Here is a 23,697-nt window from a genome sequence, read left to right as displayed (position 1 = left end):
TATCATCCCCTTACATCCGCCAAAATCTTCTCCGCACCCCTGGCAATCAGCTTGCGGGCTACCTCTTCACCAAGCTGCACCGGGTCTTCGCCGCTGCATGTTTCCTTAAGGATTACAGAGCCGTCCGGTGTTCCGACCATACCGGTCAGTGTAATGACTTGCCCCTTAGTTTCAGCTGTCCGCTCTGTTCCCGCAGCTTCCAGAGGTGCAGCTCCGCCCGCACCGAGCACAGCGTAAGCGCCGATCGGTACCTGGCAGCCGCCGTTCAACGCGCCCAGGAAGGTCCGTTCCGCCGCAACCGTCAGTGCCGTCTGCTCATCATTGTAGAGTGCAAGCAGCTTCCGCAGCTCCGCATCATCCTCACGGCACTCAATACCGAGCGCGCCTTGACCTACCGCGGGCAGACACACCTCAGGTGCCAGGTAGGCACTTACCCGATCCTGCCAGCCCATCCGCGTCAGTCCGGCGGCAGCCAGCAGAATCGCATCGTATTCGCCGCTTTCCAGCTTCTTCAGCCGTGAGTCGATATTGCCGCGCACAGGCTCAATCACAAGATCCGGCCGCAGGGCAGCCAGCTGGCTGGAGCGGCGCAGACTGCTTGTGCCCACACGCGCGCCCTGCGGCAGCTCCTCCAGGCTCGATCCCCCCGAAGCAATCAGACAGTCCCGCGGATCCACCCGCTTCGGAACAGCGCCATTCATTAAGCCCTCCGGCAATTCGGAAGGCATATCCTTCATACTATGTACAGCCATATCGATTTCACGGGCCAGCATCGCCTGCTCAATTTCCTTCACGAACAGACCCTTGCCGCCTACTTTGGATAAGGTCACATCCAGAATACGGTCGCCCTTGGTTACGATTTTGTGCACCTCAAAGGTGAAATCGAAGCCATGCTCCGCACTTAACCGTGTAAGATCATCAATGACATGCCCTGTCTGGGTCAGCGCCAGAGCGCTTTGTCTGCTGCCTACAATAATTTTACGCATTCTCTCATTCCTCCCGGTAACATCGCTCTGTCTTACTGCTCTCCCAATCATTGTACTCTTATCCAATCCGGGGCATGCCTGCCGTTCATCCGTCTGCCTGCTATGAGCAGCTGCTTCTAACTATCCACACTATCTGCCTGCAGCTGTCCGGTATGGAGTTACCTCTCACAGTAATCATAGAGATTGCAGTGCTGTTAATTATTTAATAAGGGTGTAAATGCCGCAAACCAGAGGGCTGCATGGCATAGCTTGTTTCAAAAAAAAATATTATCCAATAATTAATTGGATTTGCTCCATCTAATCCCATCATATTCCGATATTTACGAGGATTAGTTGGAAAACCTCCACCTAATTCGGTCCATACATCGATCGGGGCTCAATTTCGATACATTTAAGTGGAGTTATTCCCACTAGCACTATGATTCCAAGGTTGAACTGAGAATTAGGTGGAGTAATTCCACTTAGCTCTACAACAATTTCCTTAAAATCCGTTATGCCGGTTCCGCCATGGCCACTACCCGGCACTAATCGCCCCGGTTCCCGGCGATCCACGCCTCCACATCCTGCGGAGTCCACTCTATAAAGGTGCCCTGCCGCATCTCATTCAACACGTCCAGCCGGCTAAGCCTGCGCAGAAGCCGCCCCCGCACCTCAGCCGAGGGCTCGCGCCGCTTGATCTCGGTGCGCAGCTGATGCAAAAAATCCAGGTACGGTTCGTATTCTTCACCCAACACCTCGCTCAGCTGCTCCGTAATCCTGGCCGCAGCAGACGGCCCTGCGCCTGAAGTCGAGACGGCTACAGTCAGCCTTCCCCGGCGCAAAACGCCGGGTGTGATGAAATTCCCCGCCTCGGCCCGGCTGGCTACATTCACCGGAAGTCCAAGCGAACGAGCCTCCGCAGCCACTTGCTCATTCACCGCGTCATCACTACTCGCGGCATATACCAAAAAAGCCCCCCGGAGATCACCGGGTGCATAGCTGCGGTTCAACCAGTTCAGCCTGCCGGCCTCAGCGAGTATGCTAAGTGCCCCACTCAGTGAGGGGCTGACAACAACGACAGCCGCCTCCGCATCAAGGAGCGCCAGCACCCTGCGCTCCGCTACAGTTCCACCGCCGATAACAATTACCTTCTGTCCCCTGAGATCCAGCATAACAGGCATATAATGACTCATCCCGCTCACCTCCCGCCCCAGCCATGAAATTCAGATAACGAATTCAGCAGGAAGTTGAGGATAATGAAGGCGTAGCCCGATATGGCCCAGCGGGCCATAATAGTGCCGCTTCTCCGTCCGGACCGTTTAAGGACAATATAAATAACATATACCCCCAGCCCGAGCAGTGTCGTCAGTACCTTGGTATCCTGAAACAGCGGTGTCCGCCCCTCAGCGATAATCGACGTAGCAGCCAGCAGCAGGGAGATGATCAGCAGCGGCACTCCGGCAAGGATCGCAGAATACGAATATTTGTCCATCGTTTCGAGACTCGGCAGGCGGCGGATCCGGTCATCCCACTTTTTATTTTTGAGCTTCGTGTGCAGGAACAGGTACATTATCGCAAATACTGTCCCCAGTGTCAGTGCGCCAAAGCTCAGATTGGCCAAAATAATATGCATCGCCAGCCAGCCATGCACCGCACTCCAGCTTTCTAGGCTATGATCCGCCGCCGTCAGCCATACCCGGTTCAGCAAAAACACACTGAAGCCGGCTCCGCTAAGCAGCAGTATAGTGAATTCACCTCCGCGCGTATATGCAACGGCCAGCGAGGTCAAAACAATACTGAAGGAAAACCAGAACAGGAAGTCATAGGGAGTAAAAATCGGCAGGCCCCTCTCCTGGGAGAAGCGCACGGCAAGCCCGCCGGATTGCAGAACACCCACAACGGCAAGAAACCCTGTGCCTATCCGCTTTCCGCCCGGATTACGCCGAAGGCAATCCGAGAAAATAAACAGCAGGCTCAGGGCATATAGCAGCAGAGCAGTATCATATATTCCGTTCAGCAGTTGCATGCTGCTCACCCGCCCAGCAGGCCTGCCGGAGCAAAGACGGTCTTAGGCACATTGAAATCAGCGGTAGATGCACGTTCCTTGTCATTCTGCTGCACCGGAGCATTACTGCTTCCGCCCGGACCGGCTTCAAGCTGCTCCTGCAGGGCGAAGATTTGAGTGAAATACTCCAGAGCTTCATTTCCCTGACTGCCGCCGGACATTTCCTTAATGACGTTAATTGGGTCATGCATCATCTGGTTCACGATGCTTTTTGTCAGACGGCGGATTACCTTGCGCTGGTGCTCATCCAGCTCAGGCAGCTTGTTGAACAGGCTGTCCATCGTCTCTTCATATATTCCGTTCGATTTGTCCTGCAGCGCACGGATCACAGGTCTGACACCAAGTGTCTTCAGCCATACCTGGAATTCGTCCATCTCGCCTGCGATCATGACTTCGATCTTCGCGGCTTCGCTGCGGCGCATCTCAAGGTTACTCTCCACGATGCCCTCCAGATCATCAATATCATAGAGGAAGACATCCGGGACGCTCGAGGCCGCCGGGTCGATATCACGCGGAACAGCAATGTCGATCATGAACAGCGGCCGTGAAGGGCGGCGCTTCATACCGGCAGCCACCTGATCAGCGGTCAGTACATAACCCTCCGCTCCGGTGGAGCTGATAATAATATCAACATCATCCAGATGCTTCAGGGCTTCATCAATGGTACTCGGCTTCCCGGAGAACTTCTCCGCCAGTTCCACTGCCCGCGCCAGGGTACGGTTGGCGACAATAACCTCAGCCGCGCCGCTGCTGTACAGATGCTTCACCGTCAGCTCGCTCATTTTGCCTGCGCCGAGGATCAGCACTCTTTTACCGGTAAACATGCCGAAGATACGCTTGCCCAGCTCGACAGCCGCATAGCTGACCGAAACGGCGCTCTCTCCGATGGAGGTCTCGCTGTGCGCCCGTTTGCCGAGCGTCACCGCCTGTTTGAACAGCTGATTGAACCAGGTTCCGGTCACACCCTCACTCTGTGCAGTCAAAAAAGAATTGCGCACCTGTCCCAGAATCTGCGTCTCGCCAATTACCATTGAATCCAGACCACAGGTCACACGGAACAGATGGGCAATCGCCTGCTCATCTTCGTATATATACATATGTTGCGCAAATTGTTCACTTTTCACATGAAACCACTGCTCCATGAAGCTGCGGATGAAATATCCGCACATATGAAGCCGGTCTATAACCACATAAATTTCCGTCCGGTTGCAGGTGGCCACAATGACCCCTTCCAGCACGCTTTTGGTCTTCATCAGCTGATGAAGCGCTGCGGGCAAGTCCTTCTCTGCAAAAGCGAACTGCTCTCTCACCTCAACGGGAGCCGTACGGTAATTCAGGCCAACGACGACAATATGCATCGCTTGTTCACCATCCTAGTCTCTATTCAGTGGTGCAGGACTGTTACAATTTAATCAGATTAATTGGGTCGTCTTTCACAAGTCTCCAAATCACGTGTGTTAAGTATATCACATCAAAATGTGACTTTTTGTATAACCTTTGAACTATTTATGACATCCAGATAATAATAATTATAAATAAAAAACCATAAAAGTGCTATGGTTTATGATGGGTTATTTTTTCATTATTTATGAATCCGATAAAACGCAGCACCAGACCTGTTTTATCATCCGATATTTTCAGGCGGGGATATTTCTGCAGCATTGCATCCTCCTGTTCAGCAGCATAAATGTCACTTGCGCAGCGCTGAAGCCCTTTGCGATCGATATCGGCAATAAGACTCTCCCAGCCTCCAGCACCTGTAAACAGACCATCACTAATCAGATAGAGGCTCTCCACATTCGCCCGGTTGAACGTCCCTTTCTCCAGGAAAAGCGGAAAATCCGGACTGCCGTTCATCACTCCGTATCCTTCCAGCGTGTTAGCCTTTCTGCGGTTATCCTGAAGCATTGGAGTAAGAAGTCTCCGGAGCTCCACCGGATCTGCTACCCCTCCTGCGCGCAGCTCTGCCATCCGGTTCAGCGTCTTCTGATCAATATGAGCTACCTGTGTATGGGTTAGCACTCTTACCGAACCGTCCTTGTACCTGCACAACAGCATGCAGTCTCCGGACTGTATATATTCTATGGAATATGGATGTACTTTGATGATGACATAAGCAGCAGACCAGAGTGCAGAAGAATCAGTAATATCCACACCTTCCGCTTCCATCTCCTCCCGTAAACGCTCGTTGGCTTCGATGGCTGCAAGCTCTAACGGCTGCTGACAGGTAGCTGAAAAATATTCGGCAGCAAGCCGGGCAGCCAAATATCCCCCGGTAAATCCCTCCTGATTACGGTAAGGTGAAAGCGAAGTCGCCCCATCGACCACCCCGTAGATACACGCCGGCTCATTGACTACCAGCGCATCCTCATTCCACTCGCCGTCTCCTTGTAATGAATAAGTCTCCATATTCCAGTGGCTCATGCTGTCCATAGCTCTCAACCCTTTCTGTATCAGGAATCCAGTATTGATATATTTCGCAAAATACTCAATTCCCCTTCTTTCCGGGTAAATTAATACTCGCCCCTCTCTTATGTTATATTTTATAACACAAATTCAAGGATTGACACACTTTATTGCGGGTGATAGCATATAACAAAATGATCAAGGTTATGATTCCTGACATGAAGTCCACAATCGCATACCTCTTGTATAAGCTCATTAATTTGGTTTGAGCGTTTCTACAGGCAACCGTAAATTGCCCCAGGCTACAAGAGATACCGCAAGACAGAAGAATTCCAGGCCGAGCAGCCGCAGACTTTGATGTGCCCGCTCTTCTCTGGTGACCCTTTGTTCTGCAGGTGTCTCTTGTATTCTGGGGTTTTGTATATCCAGACAAAAGGAGTGAAGGCGATGAGCGCATCTTATGCAAGACTCAGCGAATCGATCAGCAAAGCCAAAAACGTGAGGATTTATAAAAATAAAGACACCGCCTATGATTTCAAGCTGTATCCTTTTGGCGAACGCGGCACGTATATCGATCCCGAGCTGATCAGTGAAATTACCGACAATCTGGCCAGCAGCATTACGGAGCATTTCCCCGCTTTTGATTATATCGTTTCGCCCGAGCCGGGCGGTCACACCTGGGGCATGCTGGCAGCCTACAAGCTGATGAAGCCGATGAATATTCTACGCCTCAGCACCGAGCTGTACGAGAATTACGAGGTTTGCATTAAGCGGGAGACGGCTTATAACGAGAACTATATTTATTTTGACGGTTTTACGGCCGGAGATCGGGTACTTATTCTTGATGATGTGATCAGTTCAGGCGCAACGATCCGCTGCATCGCCCAGCAAATGGCGGATATGGGGGTGGAGCTCGTCGGGGTGCAGGGTATTCTGGCCAAAGGTGAGCACTACAAACAGCTGGAAGCGGACTATGGAATCCCGGTGCGGGTGCTGTCCAAGGTGTAAGCAGGCGGGTGCAAGACAGATCCTTACGGATACTCACAAAACTCAGTGAACTCAAGTAGCTCAGCTTACAAAACTTAAGTTTATGCTTCCGATGCCAGTTTTGTACGAAGTGAATTCAAGTAGCTCAGCTTACAAAACTTTTAAGGAGTGAACAACCATGGCTTACTATTATGATCAGCCGTCCAGAACGTTCAGCGAGTTCCTGCTCGTTCCGAACCTGACGACCAAAGAATGCATTCCCGGGAATGTAGATCTCAGAACCCCTGTGACCAAATTCCGGCGCGGCGAGACTCCGGCGCTGACAATGAACCTACCGGTTACCTCTGCGGTAATGCAGGCGGTTTCCGACCATAATATGGCTATAGCCTTAGCCAAAAGCGGCGGCATCTCCTTCATCTACGGCTCCCAATCCGTGGAGCAGCAGGTGGAGATGGTCCGCAGGGTCAAGAAGTTCAAAGCCGGTTTTGTCCTGAGCGACTCCAATCTGCGTCCGGAGGATACACTGAAGGATGTGCTGGCCCTCAAGGCGCGCAGCGGCCATTCCACCATCGCCATCACAGATAACGGGGAGCCGACCGGCAAGCTTATGGGCATCGTAACCAGCCGCGACTACCGCGAGAACCGCCTGCCCCAGGAATGCCCGATTACCGAATTCATGACACCGCTGTCCGCCTTGATCTACGCCCAAGAGGGGATTACACTAACTGAAGCCAATGATATGATCTGGGATCATAAGCTGAACTGCCTGCCGATTGTGAACAGCAGCGGACATCTGGTGCATCTGGTCTTCCGGAAGGACTATGACAGCCACCAGGAATATCCGCTGGAGCTGCATGACAGCAACAAGCAGCTGATCGTCGGCGCAGGCATCAACTCCCGGGATTACAAGGAACGGGTACCAGCGCTGGTCGAAGCGGGAGCAGATGTGCTCTGCATTGATTCCTCCGACGGTTATTCCGAATGGCAGGCGGAGACGATCCATTATATAAAGGAAACTTTTGGGGAGACGGTGAAGGTTGGGGCCGGCAATGTCGTCGACAAAGAAGGGTTCCTCTACCTGGTGGAAGCCGGGGCAGACTTCATCAAGGTCGGCATCGGCGGCGGCTCGATCTGCATTACACGAGAACAAAAAGGCATCGGCCGCGGCCAGGCCTCCTCCGTCATTGAGGTGGCGGCAGCCCGCCAGGAATATTATGAGCAAACAGGCATCTATGTCCCGATCTGCTCCGACGGCGGCATCGTCCATGACTACCATATCGTGCTGGCCCTGGCTATGGGCGCTGACTTCGTTATGCTAGGCCGTTATTTTGCCAGATTCGACGAGAGCCCAGGCCGCAAGCTGCTCGTCGGCGGGAACTTCGTCAAAGAATATTGGGGCGAAGGCTCCAGCCGGGCCCGCAACTGGCAAAGATACGACTTCGGCAACGCCGACAAGGAGAGCAAGCTTGAATTCGAAGAAGGTGTGGATTCCTTCATTCCTTATGCCGGCAGACTCAAAGACAACCTGGACCTCAGCATCAGTAAAATCAAATCGACCATGTGCAACTGCGGCGCGCTGACCATTCCCCAGCTGCAGGAGCATGCCAAAATCACCCTAGTCTCTTCAACAACTATTTACGAAGGCGGGGCACATGATGTTATGCTTAAGGAGAAGGATCGAACATCCTGAGCATTGATTTTGATTCACAAGGAGCAGTGGTTATGAAAGAACTTCGCAAGGTACTGGTAAGCAGAGCCCAGCTTGAGAGCCGGGTGAAGGAGCTGGGAGCCGCCATCTCACGCGATTATGAAGGAAAAGAGCTCGTCCTCATTGGCATTCTGAAAGGCGCCGCCGTATTCATGGCCGACCTAATGCGGGAAATCAGCTTCCCCGTTGCCATTGATTATATGTCCGTCTCCAGCTACGGCAGCAGCTCCACTACATCAGGGGTAATTACGATTAAGCAGGACATTAACACCGACATTCGCGGCAAACATGTGCTGCTCGTCGAGGATCTGATCGACACCGGGCTAACCCTGCAGCATCTGGGGCAGCTGTTCGCCCTCCGTGAAGCAGCAAGCGTGTCGATCTGCACCATCCTCAGCAAACCCTCCCGCCGTCTGGCCGATATTCCCATCGACTACTGCGGCATCGAGATCCCCGATGAATTTGTCGTCGGCTACGGCCTCGACTATGCCGAACAGTACCGCAACCTGCCGGAGGTATGGATTGTGGAGACTGAGGAACAGCAGTAGCACCAGGCACCGCCAAAGACAACGGACACCTCTCCCGCCAGCATTCACTCAGAATGACTGGGCAGGAGCGGTGTCCGTTGTTTTTTCAAATTTTCCTGCGATCCTGTCCCATAGCTATCCTCAGAAGTATGGTCCGAGTGTTGCTGGTTGAATCAAATAATTATCCATTATATGGTATAATAGGAGAACTTATTTCGTACTACTTTTCCTATTTAGGAAAGAAAGAACGGTGATGACCTTGAAGCGGTTACCTATTCTACTCCTGCTCAGTGCTATGTTAGTCGGAGGCTGCAGCGGGAAGGATAATGTGTATTCAGGAATTGAACAGCAGGATCTTACGGGAATTAAGACTGCCAAGGAGCTGGATTACATCTACGCGTACAAAGGACATACCGGCAATTGGGCTTCAACCTATTATGTCTATCAGAAAAAGGATAGCGACAGTCATGTCTCAAAAGTATTTTTGAAATACATCGGCAAGGAGCCCGGCCCGTCTGGTGAAATGAAGTACGCATATACTACAGAAGGCGGCGGTGGCGGGAGCGGGACCCTATTTGATGCGGAGTCACCGTCCGTCATCTATAATCTGGGCGGCAGCGGCGGAACCGGTGCAGTGGCCGGACAGGATTCTATTGTAAAGATGCATGTGGAGTGGAGCGGGGGTTCGGAGAACATCGAGCTGGAGCCTGAACTGTAGTAATTCTATGGGCAGCCCTGAAAAAAGCAGAGCAGCGGTTACCCGTAACGGAATAATCGCTGCTCTGCTTGTTATGATGTCATTACCTCTTCAACTACTATTTTAATTGATATAAACGATAGATAAGTGCAGCCGCCTCCGCTTTGCTTGCTGTTTGAGCCGGACGGAAGCTATGATCCTCGAAACCTTCGAATAATTGGATACTCTTGGTCAATGCTACGCTTGCTGCTGCCCATTTCGATATTTTAGCCTTATCTGTGAAGATTGCATTGACGGATTCAGGCTGGGAGACAGCTTGCTTGCCATTATAGGTTGTGAGTGCCCGTGCAAGCATCGTCGCGATTTCTTCACGAGTGATAGTTGCTTTCGGGTCAAAAGCAGTTGCTGACTTGCCGGTAATCAATCCAGCAGTATAAGCAGCGGCAATCTCATCATAATACGGATTGGATGATGAGATGTCCTTGAACGGCAGAACCAGTCCCTCACCGCTCAAACCATACGCCCGGGCGATCATAGCAGCAAACTCTTGGCGTGTAACTTTGTCCGATGGACGGAACACTGAACTCTGATCCAGAATTCCTTTGTTCAACAAATAATTTATTTCCTGCACTGCCCAATGATTAGCAGAGACATCTGTGAAGGCAGCTTTGGCCAACATTACCGTATATCGGCTAAAGTGTCCTCTTGGGGTCGTTACGGTCTGAGTAACCGGGTCATATTTGCCCCCGACAGCTTCCCATGTAAGACTCTCATTATTAAGCAGATACACCGTCAGATTCTCCAGGTTAGCCCCGGAATATTTGGAAGTATCGATCGAAGATACATCAAAAGTAACTTCAATAGGTTTGGCAAAGCTCTTAACCTGCTGACCGCCTACAGACGCGCTAAATTCCATCACAGGAATGCTGGCAAGCGGTTCAGCCTGACTAGGCTTGTTTACTACAGCATTCTCTACAACTTCTGCCGCCAGATTAATCGTCTGGCCTGCTTCTACAGTACCGAAGGTATCCGGTTCAAGCGTGAATGCGGTTTGATCCATCTGAATTTTTAAGCCGGCAACATCATTTTCTTTGACCAGCGCAAGGATTTCAGAAGGAAGCGAGGTATTCAGCTTATGAATTCCTTCTTCTACCGGAGGTACGTTGACGGTGATGCTCACCTTCAGATCTGCTGCACTTCCTGAACCCAGCTTGCTTGTCAAATCTTTGGACAGATCAGACAGCGCCAGCTTCGCAGATTGGATCTGTGTGCTGATTAGTGTCTCATCAAGCTTCGAAGAAACAGTATTACCTGCCACTGTTACATTTGCCTTGGCAATCGTTACTTCTCCCGCTTTATTAAGAGCGGTCTGGCTTGAGGAGATTACGCTGTTCTTCAGCTTCTGGATGTCTTCCGCTGCCACACCCTGCACATTATTGAGTACAGCTGCTGCATTCTCAATAAGCGTATGGGCGAGCGAAACGGCCTTGTCGGAGCTATCCATTTTATTAAGCAGATATGGCGCACTTCCAACAAGCTCTGTAATCGAGTCCACAATCTTCTGCTTCGCTGCAGAGTCTTGGATCGTTGCGAGCAACCCTGCTGCCGTATCCATAGCCTTGGAGAGGCTCTTGCTATTCTGCTCGGCTTCCGCAGAAGTAGTAGCAGATTTGAGCGAGTCCGCAATGCTTGTGAGAGCCGTTTGTGCTGCCGCGGCCCGATCAGCGGCTGAACCCGCGTTATTCGTTAACAATTCTTCAAGCTTTTTATTCTGGTTCTGTACATTCTCGGTCACGTTTGCAGCAGTTGGAGTTGGTGATGGAGTAGCCGTTCCAGTTCCAGTTCCAGTTCCAGTTCCAGTTCCGCTTCCATTGCCGTTACCAGTACCATTTCCAGTTCCACTACCTACATCTGTTCCCGGCAAGTTTTCACCCGGATCTACAACAGTGCCAGTAGTTGTCTCAAGCACAATCTTCTTATTCAGCGTGTAAGTCTGGCCATCAATCGTCAGAGAAGCTTTTACAACGTACGTCCCGTTCGGAAGATAACTAAAATTCTCCTCTGAAGTGTTATAGGTATAGGCAGTCAGCGGATAGCCAACCGATGAATCTGAGTATAGTGTTTTTCCAGACTCATCCTGAATTTCATAGGAAGCTGCCTCTGGAGTAACGTATTTATACCCGTTAGACCAGCCACCATTGGATATTACCAAAATCTGCGGTTTCTTAATCTGTCCGATTTGATTACCGGCTGTATCCACGAGTCCGATTTTCAGCCAGTTCACTCCGGCAGGGCGTGTCAGCTTTCCATCCTTCAGCCCAACGATGTCCAGCCTCTGTATGGTCTGCGGTGTAAGCTCAGTAAGTGTACCAGCCTTCAGCGTTCCAGGTGCAAAATGAATATCATACTGATACTCAATTGTACCAAAAGCTTTGTCTACCTGTACTGTTACATCACCTGGAGTCAGTCGTACCTGATCAGCGTTATAAGCATAGCTCATAAGCTTCGATTGATTCGGTGTTGAATATTCAACGCTGTAAATCGTTCCGGATTCCGGTGCAAGCAAGGTAGCCAGCCCAGAAGCAGAATCATCAAGCGTAAGTGTATTATCTCCCGCTCCAATAACAACGCCGTCACGATAGATAAAGGTGTCCGATGCTGTTTGCGCAAGCATACTATAAGTCCCCTGCGTTGCGTAGAAATAATTCTCTTTCACTGCATTGCTGTCGATAACAAAAGGAACGTTGTCTGCTCCTGCCAAGTCAGCTCTTACAACAGATAAATCCTCTGCAGGTCTATCTAATAACACTTTACTTACTTCCTGCAGATCCTGTCTTGCATCCAGCACGAGCGAGTAATCCTTACCAGGCTCCGTCCGGACAGAACCGTACATATAGTAGCCATATTTAGATTCTACTCCCGTATAACTCCGGTTGTAGCGGATGAAGTCAATACCCACTACAGAAGGTGAATCCACAACCAGAATGGCTTGTGCTTCTGAAGTATTAATGAAGTAAGAATCTGCTTGGTAGGAACCATCCTTACTCTTAACAACGGCTTGAACGCTGGCATAATCGAGTGGGACGCCTCCAGCATAGCTGCTTCCTTCAGCCTTGTCCAACCCGCGAACGCGGATTACCGCCTGGGTCTGCGGATTAATTACCGCTGCCTTGACTTTTTTGAATAAGAAGCCCGGTTTCTTGAACATGAGTTCACCGATATAATAGGTCTGATCTGAAGGTATCGTGAACTTCCCTTGAGCATCCGTAACTCCTAGCGCTTGACCATAACGGCTGATTTCTACACCAGCCTGCAGTTCACCTTGTCCGCCAGTGACATGCTGACGCACAGTAATGGTTACATTTTGTGCCTGATCAACAGTTAAATAAGGCTTCTCCACCAGGTCAACCAATTTCCCGTCCATGCCTCTGATCTCTACATCAAACTCATTCTTTGGCAAAACCGTTAGTTCTGCCTCAGCCAGCACTTCTCCATTGACATACTGACCGTTAACGTAGGTAGAAGGTGCGAATTGAACTTTATAAGTCCCTGCAGTAACAGGCTTCCAGTCCCGCATATTAATGCGCTCCAGATGGCCGTCCTTCTCCCTGGTCGTCCAAGACAGCGAATCATTCGCTAAGACTGTGCCGCTCTCATCCACAATCGAGAACCTGTAGCTGCCGTTCAGATCGATAATATTGCCGTATTCATCTGTCATAACAACCTGGTTCTGGACACTTTCACCCAGTACAACCTGATTCCGCAGTTCATCTTCGCCATAGTAAGACGTGTCCGGTACCACGACGTTAATCGCGGTTGTATAGATGCTGCCGCCCTTCAGCGTATATTCACTCTCAGACGGATTAAAGAATGCTTTCAGTACAATCTGATTCGCACTGTTACTCTGGCTGGTAGCAGCTGACGCGACAGTGGCAGTCAGACGATGTATTTCTTCACCTTTCCGCACATACAACGTACCGCTGCCCGCAGGAAGAGTGGTACTGATCTGGCTATAATTGAGCTTGTCATTGAGATAAGACACCAGCACTTGGCCTACACCTGCGCTCTGCTGAGGCACCTGAAGCTTCAAGGCACTATAATCAGCAGGGTTCGCAGCCGTTGTTACTTCAACCGCAGCTTCCGTCGGCTTAACCCTATTACGGAAGACCACCTTGCCGTCTACACCCTGAACGGTGCCGATGGCAGTGATTTCATATTCTTTATTCTTTTTGACATAAACAGCAGGTGAAGTTAACTTTTTATTGTTGTATCCACCATTAATCTGTTTATACTGGTTGTTATCAATGACCGAATAAGATTCCAGCTGCACCGGCTTATTATCCCAGGTGTAGTGTAGGCTCAGACGGCTATAATCGCTGCCAGCCTCAATAATCTCCTTGTGAACCCCGCTAACCGAGGAATACAATGCCGCTTGCCCCGTCTGGAATAAATACGTTCCAGTGTCCGAAGTAACGTATCCTGTATAATTTCCTGATACTTCACCCGTTTTCAGCACCAGCACATCTATTCCCGAAACGCCATAGCGGTTAACAATTCCGTTTGGCCAAGAAGTGTTGGAATTATAGTTACGCAGCTGCTTGCCAGCTGCATCCAAGTAACGAATAGCAACAGTGTATGTTCCTGCCTGCTGGAGATCGGTTACATAGATGGGTTTAGCTTCATATTGATCGGTTCCCTGTTTCAACAATACAAACAGAACAGGAGTATTAAGGATAGAGCTTATTTTATCCTTCAACTGAATCTGTCCATTTGCATCCGTTGTGAAGTTGTAAGAGGAATAATTCATCCAAATAGCAACCGTCTCGTTCGCTAGCGGAACACCATTATTGCTGATGGTCACTCTTACATTCTTATCATCACTGCGTATCTCTCCATTAGTTGCGCTTACATATGTATTAGAATCCTTGGCCATTACTTCCACAGCAATGTTTATCCCCGTTGTTGAGGGTACCCGTATGATCTGTGGCAGGGTAACAATCGTACCTTGCTCACCTGCAAACTCTGCCCGCAGGGAATACTCTTCACCGGCTGTCAATCCTTCAAAAGGAATGCTGCTATACTCAAGGGAAGTGTATACAGCATCCAGTACCGTAAGCTTCGCCTCGCTTTTAGGCTTCACCTGGCGTGCAATTTCGGTATCACCCTTCGTAAGGATAAACTGAACCTCTTGCAGAACTTTTAGGTCTTTATAAGTGACGTCTACTACACTGTTGACTGTAATCTTTTGCTTGCCATCTTGCGAGAGTTCATTGGATGCTATCCCCGCTTTAAGTGAAGCAGCAGACACCCCAAGTACATTAATGAAAGATAACAATAGTACTAAAATTACAGAAACCGCCATTCGAAATCTCTTTGAATACATAACTCATCTCCTACTCCCAGTGAATTCATATCTTTCTTACAAGTCAAAACCCTACGATCCCAACTCCTTTCACAACTAAGCCCCATAAAAAAGACATCTAGTATGGATACTACATATATTTCATCGGTTGTGTCTGTTAATTCCTTAATAGGAAACGAAATAGAACTACTTCCAGGATAATACTTTCAGTAAAATGTCGAAATTTCTGGATTTTATGAATGGTGTAGTTCCAGTAATTTCCGAATGTGTTATATAAGTAAGAAATTCTAATAAACATAGATAATTCTATATTGTCTGTTCCAGAAACAACAACCAAAAATGGATACAGTTTATTCACCTTTTAAAAAAAGAATATTTCATGATACTGTAATACTTATTTCCAGTAATAAATACAATTGATAATTTTTTATAGTTGGAAAAATAGTAGTGTGTAGTAAAGATTGTAATAGAGCAAGTAAATTATTATTTATGGTATCGATATGGTATTTTTGATCGAATTCGAGGAGGGTGGGGATTCCTTCATCCCTTATGCTGGCAGACTCAAAGACAAACTGGACCTCAGCATCAGTTAAATTAAATCCACGATGTGCAACTGCGCCGCGCTGACCATCCCCCAGATGCATGAGCATGCCAAAACCGCCCTCGTCTCATCGACCACCATCTACGAAAGCGGGGCACATGATGTTATGCAAAGAAGAAGGATCGAACATCCTGAGCATTGAAGATGATTCACAAGGAGCAGTGGTAATGAAGGAACTTCGCAGGGTACTGGTTAGCAAAGCCCAGCTTGAGAGCCGGGTGGAGGAGCTGGGCGCGGCCATCTCACGCGATTATGAAGGAAAAGAGCTCGTGCTCATCGGAATCCTGAAAAGGCTCTTGCCGTATTCATGGCCGACCTGATGCGGGAAATCACCTTCCCCGTGGCCATTGACTATATGTCCGTCTCCAGCTACGGCAGCAGTTCCACCACTTCAGGCGTAATAACAATCAAGCAGGATATTAATATCCGCAGCAAGCATGTGCTGCTCGTCGAGGATCTGATCGACTCCGGACTCACCCTGCAGCATCTGGGGCAGCTGTTCGCCCTCCGCGAAGCGGCAAGCGTGTCCATCTGCACCATCCTCAGCAAACCCTCCCGCCGTCTGGCCGATATTCCCATCGACTACTGCGGCATCGAGATCCCCGACGAATTTGTCGTCGGGTACGGACTCGACTATGCCGAACAGTACCGCAACCTGCCGGAGGTATGGATTGTGGAGACTGAGGAACAGCAGTAACACTATCAGGCACCAACCAACAACGGACACCTCTCCCACCAGCATTCACTCAGAATGACTGGGCAGGAGAAGTGTCCGTTTTTTTCAAATCATTCTACTAACCTATCCCACAATTCCTCAGCAACACTGGGTCCGTATTCCTGAGGATACATTAGCAGAGCAAAACACAAAGTAACCATAATTATGAATCCCCACAGAACAATCCTGTAGCGGAGTTGTAATCGCCCGATTACTAACAAACCTAAACCAATGAGCAGCAGGTTCATCAGGATAATGATAGGGAGTGCAACAATTCTCCCGAGCCCTGTGTACGGAAATTGATCTATTAAGATCAGGAGCAGAATGATACTCGGACTTAAAGCCACCAGAGCTTTCAGCAGTACTTTTGAGGATAGTCCCACGAGATAGTTACCCTCCCTTCTTAGCTGTTATTACGCCGTGATCGAGCGGATTGAATCAAATAATTATCCATTATACGATATATCTGGAGAGCATGATTGACAAAAAACTTTCTTACCCTGGAATATAAGGAGCGGTGATGACCTTGAAGCGGTTACCTATTCTACTCCTGCTCAGTGCTATGTTAGTCGGCGGCTGCAGCGGCAAAGACAATATATATTCAGGAATTGAACAGCAGGATCTTACGGGAATTAAGACTGCCAAGGAGCTGGATTACATCAACGCGTTCAAAGGACATACCAGCAATTGGGCTTCCACCTATTATGTTTATTAGAAAAAGGATAGCGACAGCCATGTCTCAAAAAATTTTTGAAATATATCGGCAAGGAGCCCGGCCCGTCAGGTGAAATGAAATATGCATATACTACAGAAGGCGGTGGTGGAGGGGAGCGGGGGTTCGGAGGATATTGAATAGGAAGCACAGCTTTAAGAAAATTTAACAGGCCCTGCACGTCAGTATTCGCCCATTGATTAACGAATCCTGCATGGAGCAAGGCCTAATGTTAGTGATAAATATGGTCTGGCTTTTAGGATCCGAACGGTTTCCCCTGAGAAAAAATAGAAGACCACCGGTGTAACAAGTAAGAATAACACGATCGGATCATTGAAATAAAAGTACAGGATGATAATTATAGCTTCTACTACAATATTTAAATTATCATTTAGTGGAAAGCTTCCATGCTGCATTCTAAAAATTAAGGTAATGCAACAGACTAAGCACAATATGAGACATATACAAAATGAGAAAAAACAGTATAAATACAACAGCATCCCCCGAACCACTACATACGGAGTTGCGAATACTAAAGAGTTACCTACATTGGCTACAATTACACTGTACACGATGCTCAGGATTAAGGAGAATACGGTAAGGTTTATTAAGAAATCCTTTTTTTTCTTTTTCCATGGGAGGAAATTCTAACTTTATATATGTTAATCATAGTTACGGAATGCCAATGCTTGCACGTCCTACAAATCGTAGATGATACCACTAAAACTTCTGAACATTTCATGGTTCAACTTCGAAAACGCTTAGATATCTGGAGAAATTTACAATTCAAACAACCAAAAGGCAGAGTCTATAGGCATCCATTTGGTTTCAACATCTTGACAACTTAGCAATCAAAACTAATCCAGACGAGTTCTCATTCAACTCGAAATAACCGCATCTGTACTGGTGATGCCATAGGAGAAACACATACCTATTGGCCATAATTCCTCTATAAAATCCAAAAAGATAAAGACATTTTTTGAAATTTAACCGAGACCTCTAAATAGATTAACTAGATAAATAAGAAGAAAAGTATTTAGTGAACCAGAAATTATTCTAAAGACAAAGTATAAATATCTTAACCTTAAATTATTAAGTCTATTTCTCTGTATAACCATACGGATTTAACGTTTGCCATCTCCAAGCATCCTTACACATCTCCTCTAAGTCCCGTTCAGATTTCCATCCTAATTCTTTAAAGGCTTTTGAAGAATCTGCATAACAAACCTCAACATCCCCAGGTCTTCTATTACAGAATGTATATGGTATATCAATACCTGTAGATTTAGAGAATTTATGTACTACTTCTAAAACACTATATCCTTTTCCTGTACCTAAATTATATACATTAACTTTTTCTTCATCAAAGATTTTATTAAGGGCTCTTAGATGTCCTTTAGCAAGATCTACAACATGAATATAATCCCTAATACCAGTACCATCATATGTATTATAATCATTACCATAGATATTTAATTGCTCTCTCTTACCTACTGCAACTTGTGTTATATAGGGCATTAAATTATTGGGAATACCAACTGAATCTTCACCAACTAAACCACTTTCATGAGCTCCTATTGGGTTAAAATATCTAAGGATTGTAACTCCCCATGAACTATTAGAAATACATAGATCCCGTAATATTTGTTCAATCATTAGTTTGGTGTTACCATAGGGATTTGTTGCTCCTAATTCCGAATCTTCTGTTAGAGGAGAATTACTTGCTCTATAGACTGTTGCAGATGAGCTAAAAACCATTTTTTTTACGTTATATTTCTCCATTAACTCACAAAGAACTAATGTACCAGTAATGTTGTTGTCATAATAAAAAAGTGGCTTTACAACAGATTCTGCCACAGCTTTAAGGCCAGCGAAATGAATAACTGCATCAATGGAATTCTCTATAAAAATTTCTTCAAGGGCCTCTTTACAAAGAATATCAACCTCGTGAAACTTAAAATCTTTACTAGTAATCTGCTTTATTCGTTGTAGTACTTCTATTTTGCTGTTGCTCAAATTATCGACAATTACAACGTCGTGGCCCTCGTTAAGCAATTCGATAATTGTATGACTACCGATATAACCTGTTCCGCCCGTTACTAATATTGCCATATATTATATATCACACCTTTCGCATTTTTAACTTTAATTTCCAATTTTTAGTAAATTTTATTACAATATCAATTCTCATTATATAAATTAAAACTGAATATATTACGATTGCAAAAAAGATTGATATAAACAAATATATATTCAAATTAATCTTAGATGATACAAACGTAAAAATGAGTTGGGAACCCAATGACATTATTACAGATGAAACAAACGTTTTAGAAAAAACACTTAACATTTCTTTATAGGCAAAATCCCCAATTTTTTTAGTCAGATTTATGAATAATAGAATTGATGTGAAAATTGCTGAAATGCTCGTGGCTAATGCTAATCCACCAATACCTAAATATTTTGATAGTATAATATTTAAGATGATATTTAAACCTAATCCAATAGCAGCATTTATCATAGGTGTTTTAGTATCTTGCATGGAGTAAAAGACTCTTGATAAAACTTCTCTTAATCCAATTCCAATTAATCCAATTGAAAAATATATTAATACTTTTGAAGTCATATTAATTGCGAAGCTATCAAAAGCTCCTCTACCAAATAACAAAGTTATTATTTGATTAGAAAAAACTAATACTCCCATAGTAATAGGTATGATTAATATTATTACAATATTTATAGTCTCTGTTGCTGATTTTTTTAATTCTTCAACTTTTTTTTCAGCGGCTAGTTTTGAAATTTTAGGATACAGTATAGTTACTACTGACATTACAAAAATAGTGTTAATAGACAAATTAATTTTATTTGCATAATTAAGTGCAGATATACCGCCAGAACCTAAGTTTGAAGCTATCATTTGATCAACTAAAGAATTTATTTGATTTACAGATACCCCCAATATAACAGGGATAGATAAATTCAACATTTTTTTGAAATATTCATCATTTTTATTTAAACTAGTTTCATATTTAAACCCTTGCTTCTTTGCAAAATAAAGCAAGCAAAGGAATTGGATGGCCACTGAAGCGATACTACCAACAGAAAGAAACATAATATTATACTTGTGGCCTAAGTATATAAAAAGTATACCTACAATATTAAAGGGCAATCCCATAGTAGCAGTAATGATAAATTTATTTTTAATTTGCAAGTAGCCACTTAAGATGTATATTAATCCAGAAAAATAAATTCCAAATATACTTATCTTAGTAAAAGAAACAGCTAACTTTAAAGTATCACCTTTAAAACCCGAGGCAAATAGTTTTACACTTTCTTCAGCAAATACTAAACCTATCACAACAATAACACTACACGCTATTAACAAAAAATTGATAGTATTATTCATAAATTTATCTGCTGAAATTTGATCTTTTTCATTTAATGCACTACTGTATACTGGGATAAATATAGTACTAAGCCCCACACCTATAAAAGTAAAAATAATTCCAGGTATAGTTAATGAAATTAAATAGGCATCACTTACCCCAGAGGTTCCATAAAAATATGAGAGAACAATATCTCGCAAAAAACCAAGAATGTTTGAAAATACGGTAATTATCACCAAATATAATGCAGTTTTCTTCATGATCTACCTGCCTAATATTAATTGCAAAATGTATAGGTACTACTTCATATTAAAATACCATTTATCCCCACTTATAAATAAATGTTTATATTCTTTTATTTTTTCTATATCCTTTTCCCACCATTTAAGATCCATTAAAGCATCAATCTTTTCTTGATTAAACCTCAATTTTATAAATTTGCTAGGGATACCAGCAACAACACTATAAGGTGGAACATCCTTAGTTACTACTGATCCTGCCCCAACGATAGCTCCATCCCCAATTCTAACACCTTGCATAATAACAACATTACTCCCTATCCAACAATCGTTGCCTATTATTGTTTTTGTTTGAAATTCTTCATAAAAGGATGGCACATCAAATAAATTATTAGGTCCATAGGTAAACGGAGAGGTACTTATGTAGTTACTAGGATGTATTGGTACACCAATCTGACAATTACATCCCACAGAACTAAATTTTCCAATTTCAGCATATCCCAAGAATGTATTAGAATTGATATAACTATAATCAGAAATTTTACAGTTTTTATGAACTACAGCATTATTCATAATAATAACAGATTTCCCCATCTCCACATTCTTTGCTATTCTAAAAGAATAAATTTTACAACTGCGAAACTTCATTTTTAGCTTAGTTAAGTAAATGTACTCTTTTAAAAAATCCGGAATGAAGAAATTAAAAAACATTTATAATCACCTTTCACTAAAGTTATCAAAGTTATGTTCATTTATTCAAAATTACATTTTTAAATTTTTCATACATTGTTGATCCAATAATTCCTCGTAATTTTAATTTCATTTTTTCTTTTGGTGAAAGCCATGAACCTGCAAAATGATGAATTGCATATGTGTTCTCTGTTACATATAACTTATTAGTTGCAAAGTCTTTAGCACAAAAATACTCTATTGGATAAACCGCTACTTCATTCATCAAATAATGAAAATCATTTCCCTCTTTGAAGCCCATTTTTTTTGAAATATTCGTAATTGAGTATACATTAGCTGTGGTATCAAATGTTCCATCTTGTTTTAAAAAACTTTTCTCTTTATACACATTTAAATTTTCCTTTATCCAATGATTACCAGACACTGATGCTATTAAACCAGTCGGCAACTCATCGATTGTTTGAAATCCTGTAAAAGCTTCATGTTCTAAAAAACTATCTAATGGTTTAACCACCTCTACATCTGTATCCATATAGATACCACCTTCATGAAACAAAGCATATAGTCGCACATAATCTGTAACAAAGGCATATTTTTTAGCATCATAAGCTTCTTTCACATAGTTATTAGATGCAATATCAAAATTGTCTTCGTTCCACACTTTGATCTCAAAATCCGGTAGTATTTCCTGCCAGCTTTTAATACACTTTTTAGCTAAATCAGGAAGTTCACCTCTTCCAAACCAACAATAATGAATCAATTTTGGTATTTTCCCCACTCTAATCAGACATCCTTTACTATTAACTTATTAAATCCAAATATAAGGACACATTAGTCCAAAACTTTTTATTGTTTTTCTATTTGTTTTTGCTCATTTTTTAAGTTTACAATTGATTTATTAATATGATGTTTTCTTAGGATTCCTTTAGGTAGGATCATGACCAGTAAGGGTTTGAAAGCACCAATCCTTTTTATATGTGGAACCTTTAGTCTTTTACATGCATTTAACCTAGCCTTCATTTCGATAAGTCTAAAAAGTCTTTTTTTCCGGGTATATGAATCTCTGTCTTCCCTGAAATAAATAAGTGGTTCTTGTATATTACGAAGTATAAATTCTTTCTCAAATAGTTTTATCCAAAGATCATAATCTTCTAATCTTTTTCTTGTTAAATTGTTATCAGAATAACCACCTACTGCATTCAGAACACTTCTTTTCATTATAACTGTAGGATGAATAAATGGAGCTGCTTTTATCATGCTATACTTGTCCTGAATCTCCTTAGGCTGCCTTAGTCCCCATATCCCTGATTCATCAAAAATAAATGCCCCTGATCCACAGGCATCACATATGTTTTGGTTCATATATAATACTTGCTTTTCAATCCTATTTTTAACCATTAGATCATCAGCGTCATGTCTCATTATATATTCACCAGTTGCACACTCAAGACAATCATTAAGAGTCTTAGCTAGTCCATTATTTTTTTGATGTATTAATAATTTCATTCTACTTTCTGTTGATGAATAATCCTTAGCTATTTTAAAACTGTTGTCAGTAGAACCATCATCGCACATAATAAGTTCCCAATTACCATAAGACTGATTAAGAATTGAATCTAAAGTTTCTGCCAAGGTTTTCTCACAATTATATATCCCCATAATTATTGATACTTTTTTCACCACTTGGATAACTCCCTTTTATTATATCTCTTTTATTTAGTACAACTAAGGTTAGTACAACCGGTAAATAAATAACAATTATGTTATAAAAGGTATATCCTGACAAAAGCAAGGAAATCAGTGGGATACACGAAGTTAAATATTTATATTTTGCAACCATTGTATCCATTATTCTTAATAAATATCCTGATAATATACTGAAAATTACTCCTCCAATGTATCCAGCATTAATAATTCCCTCGCTAAGTCCGCTCAATGTAATTCCCCAATTTATGTTCGCAAGTGACGCTACCCCCCATTCGTAAAAAACATTGTTCCCCATGAAATAAACAAACCATGTTTCCGTAGAATATCCTTTGAAATCAACTATACTTCTAGGGATAAAAGTAAGTAGGGTATATAAGTATCCTGAAAATGATTCACTCATAATATTGTTTGAAACAAAATTGGAATTCACTACACTCATCCAATAAGTCCAATTTCTATCCAAGTCTCCACTTAGCACACCTTTTACAGCTTCACTAATATTTAATCCCAAACTATTTGTAGTTACTTTAAAGAAAATAGCATAAACCGAAGATAAGATGATAAGACCAAAAAAACTTAATACTAAAATGGAGATTTTTCTTTTTTTATAAAAATAGTAAAGTAAAGGCAACAATATTATTAATATTAGATCAGTCCTTTGACCTCTGAAAAAAGCAACAACAAAAGCCATTAAGGAGAATAGTATTGTTTTAAATTTAACAGCAAACTTTCTATCACCATCAATTAGCCTTATCCAGTAATATGTAGAAACCCCTAAAGGAAACATAAGAACTATTGCAAACGGGCCAAGTGTAGATAATTGAATTCTCAAAACCATATTATTAGTAATATTAGATAATCCTACTTTTAATATATTTGCAACAGCAAAATAAAATGAAAAAAGAGTAAATAAATATACTACAATAATAA

The 23,697-nt window shown here is 44.1% G+C and carries 20 protein-coding genes and 1 riboswitch; of the genes, 7 read left to right on the top strand and 13 right to left on the bottom strand.

Going from position 1 to position 23,697, the window contains the following annotated elements; genetic code table 11:
* Positions 1-2: 2 nt before the first annotated feature.
* The 5 genes from hemC to L6H70_RS27810 all read right to left on the bottom strand — a co-directional run bounded on the left by hemC (position 3) and on the right by L6H70_RS27810 (position 5,463).
* Positions 3-986 (bottom strand): hydroxymethylbilane synthase, encoded by a 984-nt coding sequence (hemC, locus tag L6H70_RS27830; protein WP_236337446.1) that lies wholly within the window; start codon positions 984-986, stop codon positions 3-5.
* 524 nt (positions 987-1,510) lie between these two features.
* Entirely contained in the window at positions 1,511-2,158 is a 648-nt protein-coding gene (locus L6H70_RS27825; RefSeq protein ID WP_236337444.1) for a precorrin-2 dehydrogenase/sirohydrochlorin ferrochelatase family protein, read from the bottom strand.
* Positions 2,159-2,163: 5 nt separating this feature from the next.
* Complete coding sequence (ccsA, locus tag L6H70_RS27820; protein WP_236337475.1) at positions 2,164-2,991, bottom strand: cytochrome c biogenesis protein CcsA; 828 nt, start codon at positions 2,989-2,991, stop codon at positions 2,164-2,166.
* Positions 2,992-2,996: 5 nt separating this feature from the next.
* Positions 2,997-4,388, bottom strand: a complete 1,392-nt coding sequence (gene hemA, locus L6H70_RS27815) for a glutamyl-tRNA reductase (protein WP_236337442.1) — start codon at positions 4,386-4,388, stop codon at positions 2,997-2,999.
* Between the two features lie 196 nt (positions 4,389-4,584).
* Entirely contained in the window at positions 4,585-5,463 is an 879-nt protein-coding gene (locus L6H70_RS27810; RefSeq protein WP_236337441.1) for a protein phosphatase 2C domain-containing protein, read from the bottom strand.
* A 195-nt stretch (positions 5,464-5,658) separates the two neighbouring features.
* Positions 5,659-5,761, top strand: a riboswitch (purine riboswitch).
* A 122-nt stretch (positions 5,762-5,883) separates the two neighbouring features.
* Between L6H70_RS27810 and L6H70_RS27805 the strand changes: the two genes are divergently transcribed.
* The 4 genes from L6H70_RS27805 (at position 5,884) to L6H70_RS27790 (ending at position 9,376) form a co-directional block, all read left to right on the top strand.
* Entirely contained in the window at positions 5,884-6,444 is a 561-nt protein-coding gene (locus tag L6H70_RS27805) for a phosphoribosyltransferase (RefSeq protein WP_236337440.1), read from the top strand.
* 157 nt (positions 6,445-6,601) lie between these two features.
* Positions 6,602-8,113, top strand: a complete 1,512-nt coding sequence (locus L6H70_RS27800; RefSeq protein ID WP_236337439.1) for an IMP dehydrogenase — start codon at positions 6,602-6,604, stop codon at positions 8,111-8,113.
* A gap of 32 nt (positions 8,114-8,145) precedes the next feature.
* The gene (hpt, locus tag L6H70_RS27795; protein WP_236337438.1) at positions 8,146-8,679 is read left to right on the top strand and encodes a hypoxanthine phosphoribosyltransferase; all 534 of its coding nucleotides are present in this window, start codon (positions 8,146-8,148) and stop codon (positions 8,677-8,679) included.
* A gap of 232 nt (positions 8,680-8,911) precedes the next feature.
* A complete protein-coding gene (locus tag L6H70_RS27790; protein ID WP_236337437.1) occupies positions 8,912-9,376 on the top strand; it encodes a hypothetical protein in 465 nt (154 codons plus the stop codon).
* Positions 9,377-9,473: 97 nt separating this feature from the next.
* On the opposite strand, the gene L6H70_RS27785 is transcribed toward L6H70_RS27790, so the two are convergent.
* Both L6H70_RS27785 and L6H70_RS27780 read right to left on the bottom strand, forming a co-directional pair.
* The gene (locus L6H70_RS27785) at positions 9,474-14,690 is read right to left on the bottom strand and encodes an S-layer homology domain-containing protein (protein WP_236337436.1); all 5,217 of its coding nucleotides are present in this window, start codon (positions 14,688-14,690) and stop codon (positions 9,474-9,476) included.
* 404 nt (positions 14,691-15,094) lie between these two features.
* Positions 15,095-15,367: a hypothetical protein gene (locus L6H70_RS27780; RefSeq protein WP_236337435.1), complete on the bottom strand. Its 273-nt coding sequence runs from the start codon at positions 15,365-15,367 to the stop codon at positions 15,095-15,097.
* Between the two features lie 118 nt (positions 15,368-15,485).
* Between L6H70_RS27780 and L6H70_RS27775 the strand changes: the two genes are divergently transcribed.
* From L6H70_RS27775 to L6H70_RS27765, 3 genes are all read left to right on the top strand, one after another.
* A complete protein-coding gene (locus L6H70_RS27775; protein ID WP_236337433.1) occupies positions 15,486-15,638 on the top strand; it encodes a type I phosphoribosyltransferase in 153 nt (50 codons plus the stop codon).
* Positions 15,626-16,015 (top strand): hypoxanthine phosphoribosyltransferase, encoded by a 390-nt coding sequence (gene hpt / locus L6H70_RS27770; RefSeq protein ID WP_236337430.1) that lies wholly within the window; start codon positions 15,626-15,628, stop codon positions 16,013-16,015. The genes L6H70_RS27775 and hpt (L6H70_RS27770) overlap by 13 nt, the downstream gene beginning before the upstream one ends.
* A 544-nt stretch (positions 16,016-16,559) precedes the next feature.
* Positions 16,560-16,748 carry a hypothetical protein gene (locus L6H70_RS27765; protein ID WP_236337428.1) on the top strand — a complete coding sequence of 63 codons (189 nt, stop codon included), beginning with the start codon at positions 16,560-16,562 and terminating at the stop codon, positions 16,746-16,748.
* Between the two features lie 1,095 nt (positions 16,749-17,843).
* On the opposite strand, the gene galE is transcribed toward L6H70_RS27765, so the two are convergent.
* From galE to L6H70_RS27735, 6 genes are all read right to left on the bottom strand, one after another.
* On the bottom strand, positions 17,844-18,857 hold the full coding sequence (gene galE / locus L6H70_RS27760) for a UDP-glucose 4-epimerase GalE (protein ID WP_236337427.1): 1,014 nt from the start codon (positions 18,855-18,857) through the stop codon (positions 17,844-17,846).
* A 10-nt stretch (positions 18,858-18,867) separates the two neighbouring features.
* On the bottom strand, positions 18,868-20,391 hold the full coding sequence (murJ, locus tag L6H70_RS27755; protein WP_236337426.1) for a murein biosynthesis integral membrane protein MurJ: 1,524 nt from the start codon (positions 20,389-20,391) through the stop codon (positions 18,868-18,870).
* Positions 20,392-20,430: 39 nt separating this feature from the next.
* Positions 20,431-21,081, bottom strand: a complete 651-nt coding sequence (locus L6H70_RS27750; protein WP_236337425.1) for a CatB-related O-acetyltransferase — start codon at positions 21,079-21,081, stop codon at positions 20,431-20,433.
* A gap of 37 nt (positions 21,082-21,118) precedes the next feature.
* Positions 21,119-21,838, bottom strand: coding sequence for a glycosyltransferase family 32 protein (locus L6H70_RS27745; protein WP_236337424.1), 720 nt, complete (start codon positions 21,836-21,838; stop codon positions 21,119-21,121).
* Between the two features lie 68 nt (positions 21,839-21,906).
* Positions 21,907-22,743, bottom strand: coding sequence for a glycosyltransferase family 2 protein (locus tag L6H70_RS27740; protein ID WP_236337423.1), 837 nt, complete (start codon positions 22,741-22,743; stop codon positions 21,907-21,909).
* Positions 22,706-23,697, bottom strand: a 992-nt coding sequence (locus tag L6H70_RS27735) for a hypothetical protein (RefSeq protein WP_236337422.1), incomplete at its 5' end; no start/stop codon positions are given. The genes L6H70_RS27740 and L6H70_RS27735, both read right to left, overlap by 38 nt.

The organism is Paenibacillus auburnensis (assembly GCF_927798115.1).
Lineage (GTDB): Bacteria > Bacillota > Bacilli > Paenibacillales > Paenibacillaceae > Paenibacillus_AQ > Paenibacillus_AQ auburnensis.
The sequence above is the reverse complement of the archived record's forward strand: the minus strand, read 5'-3'. Positions and strand labels throughout refer to the sequence as shown.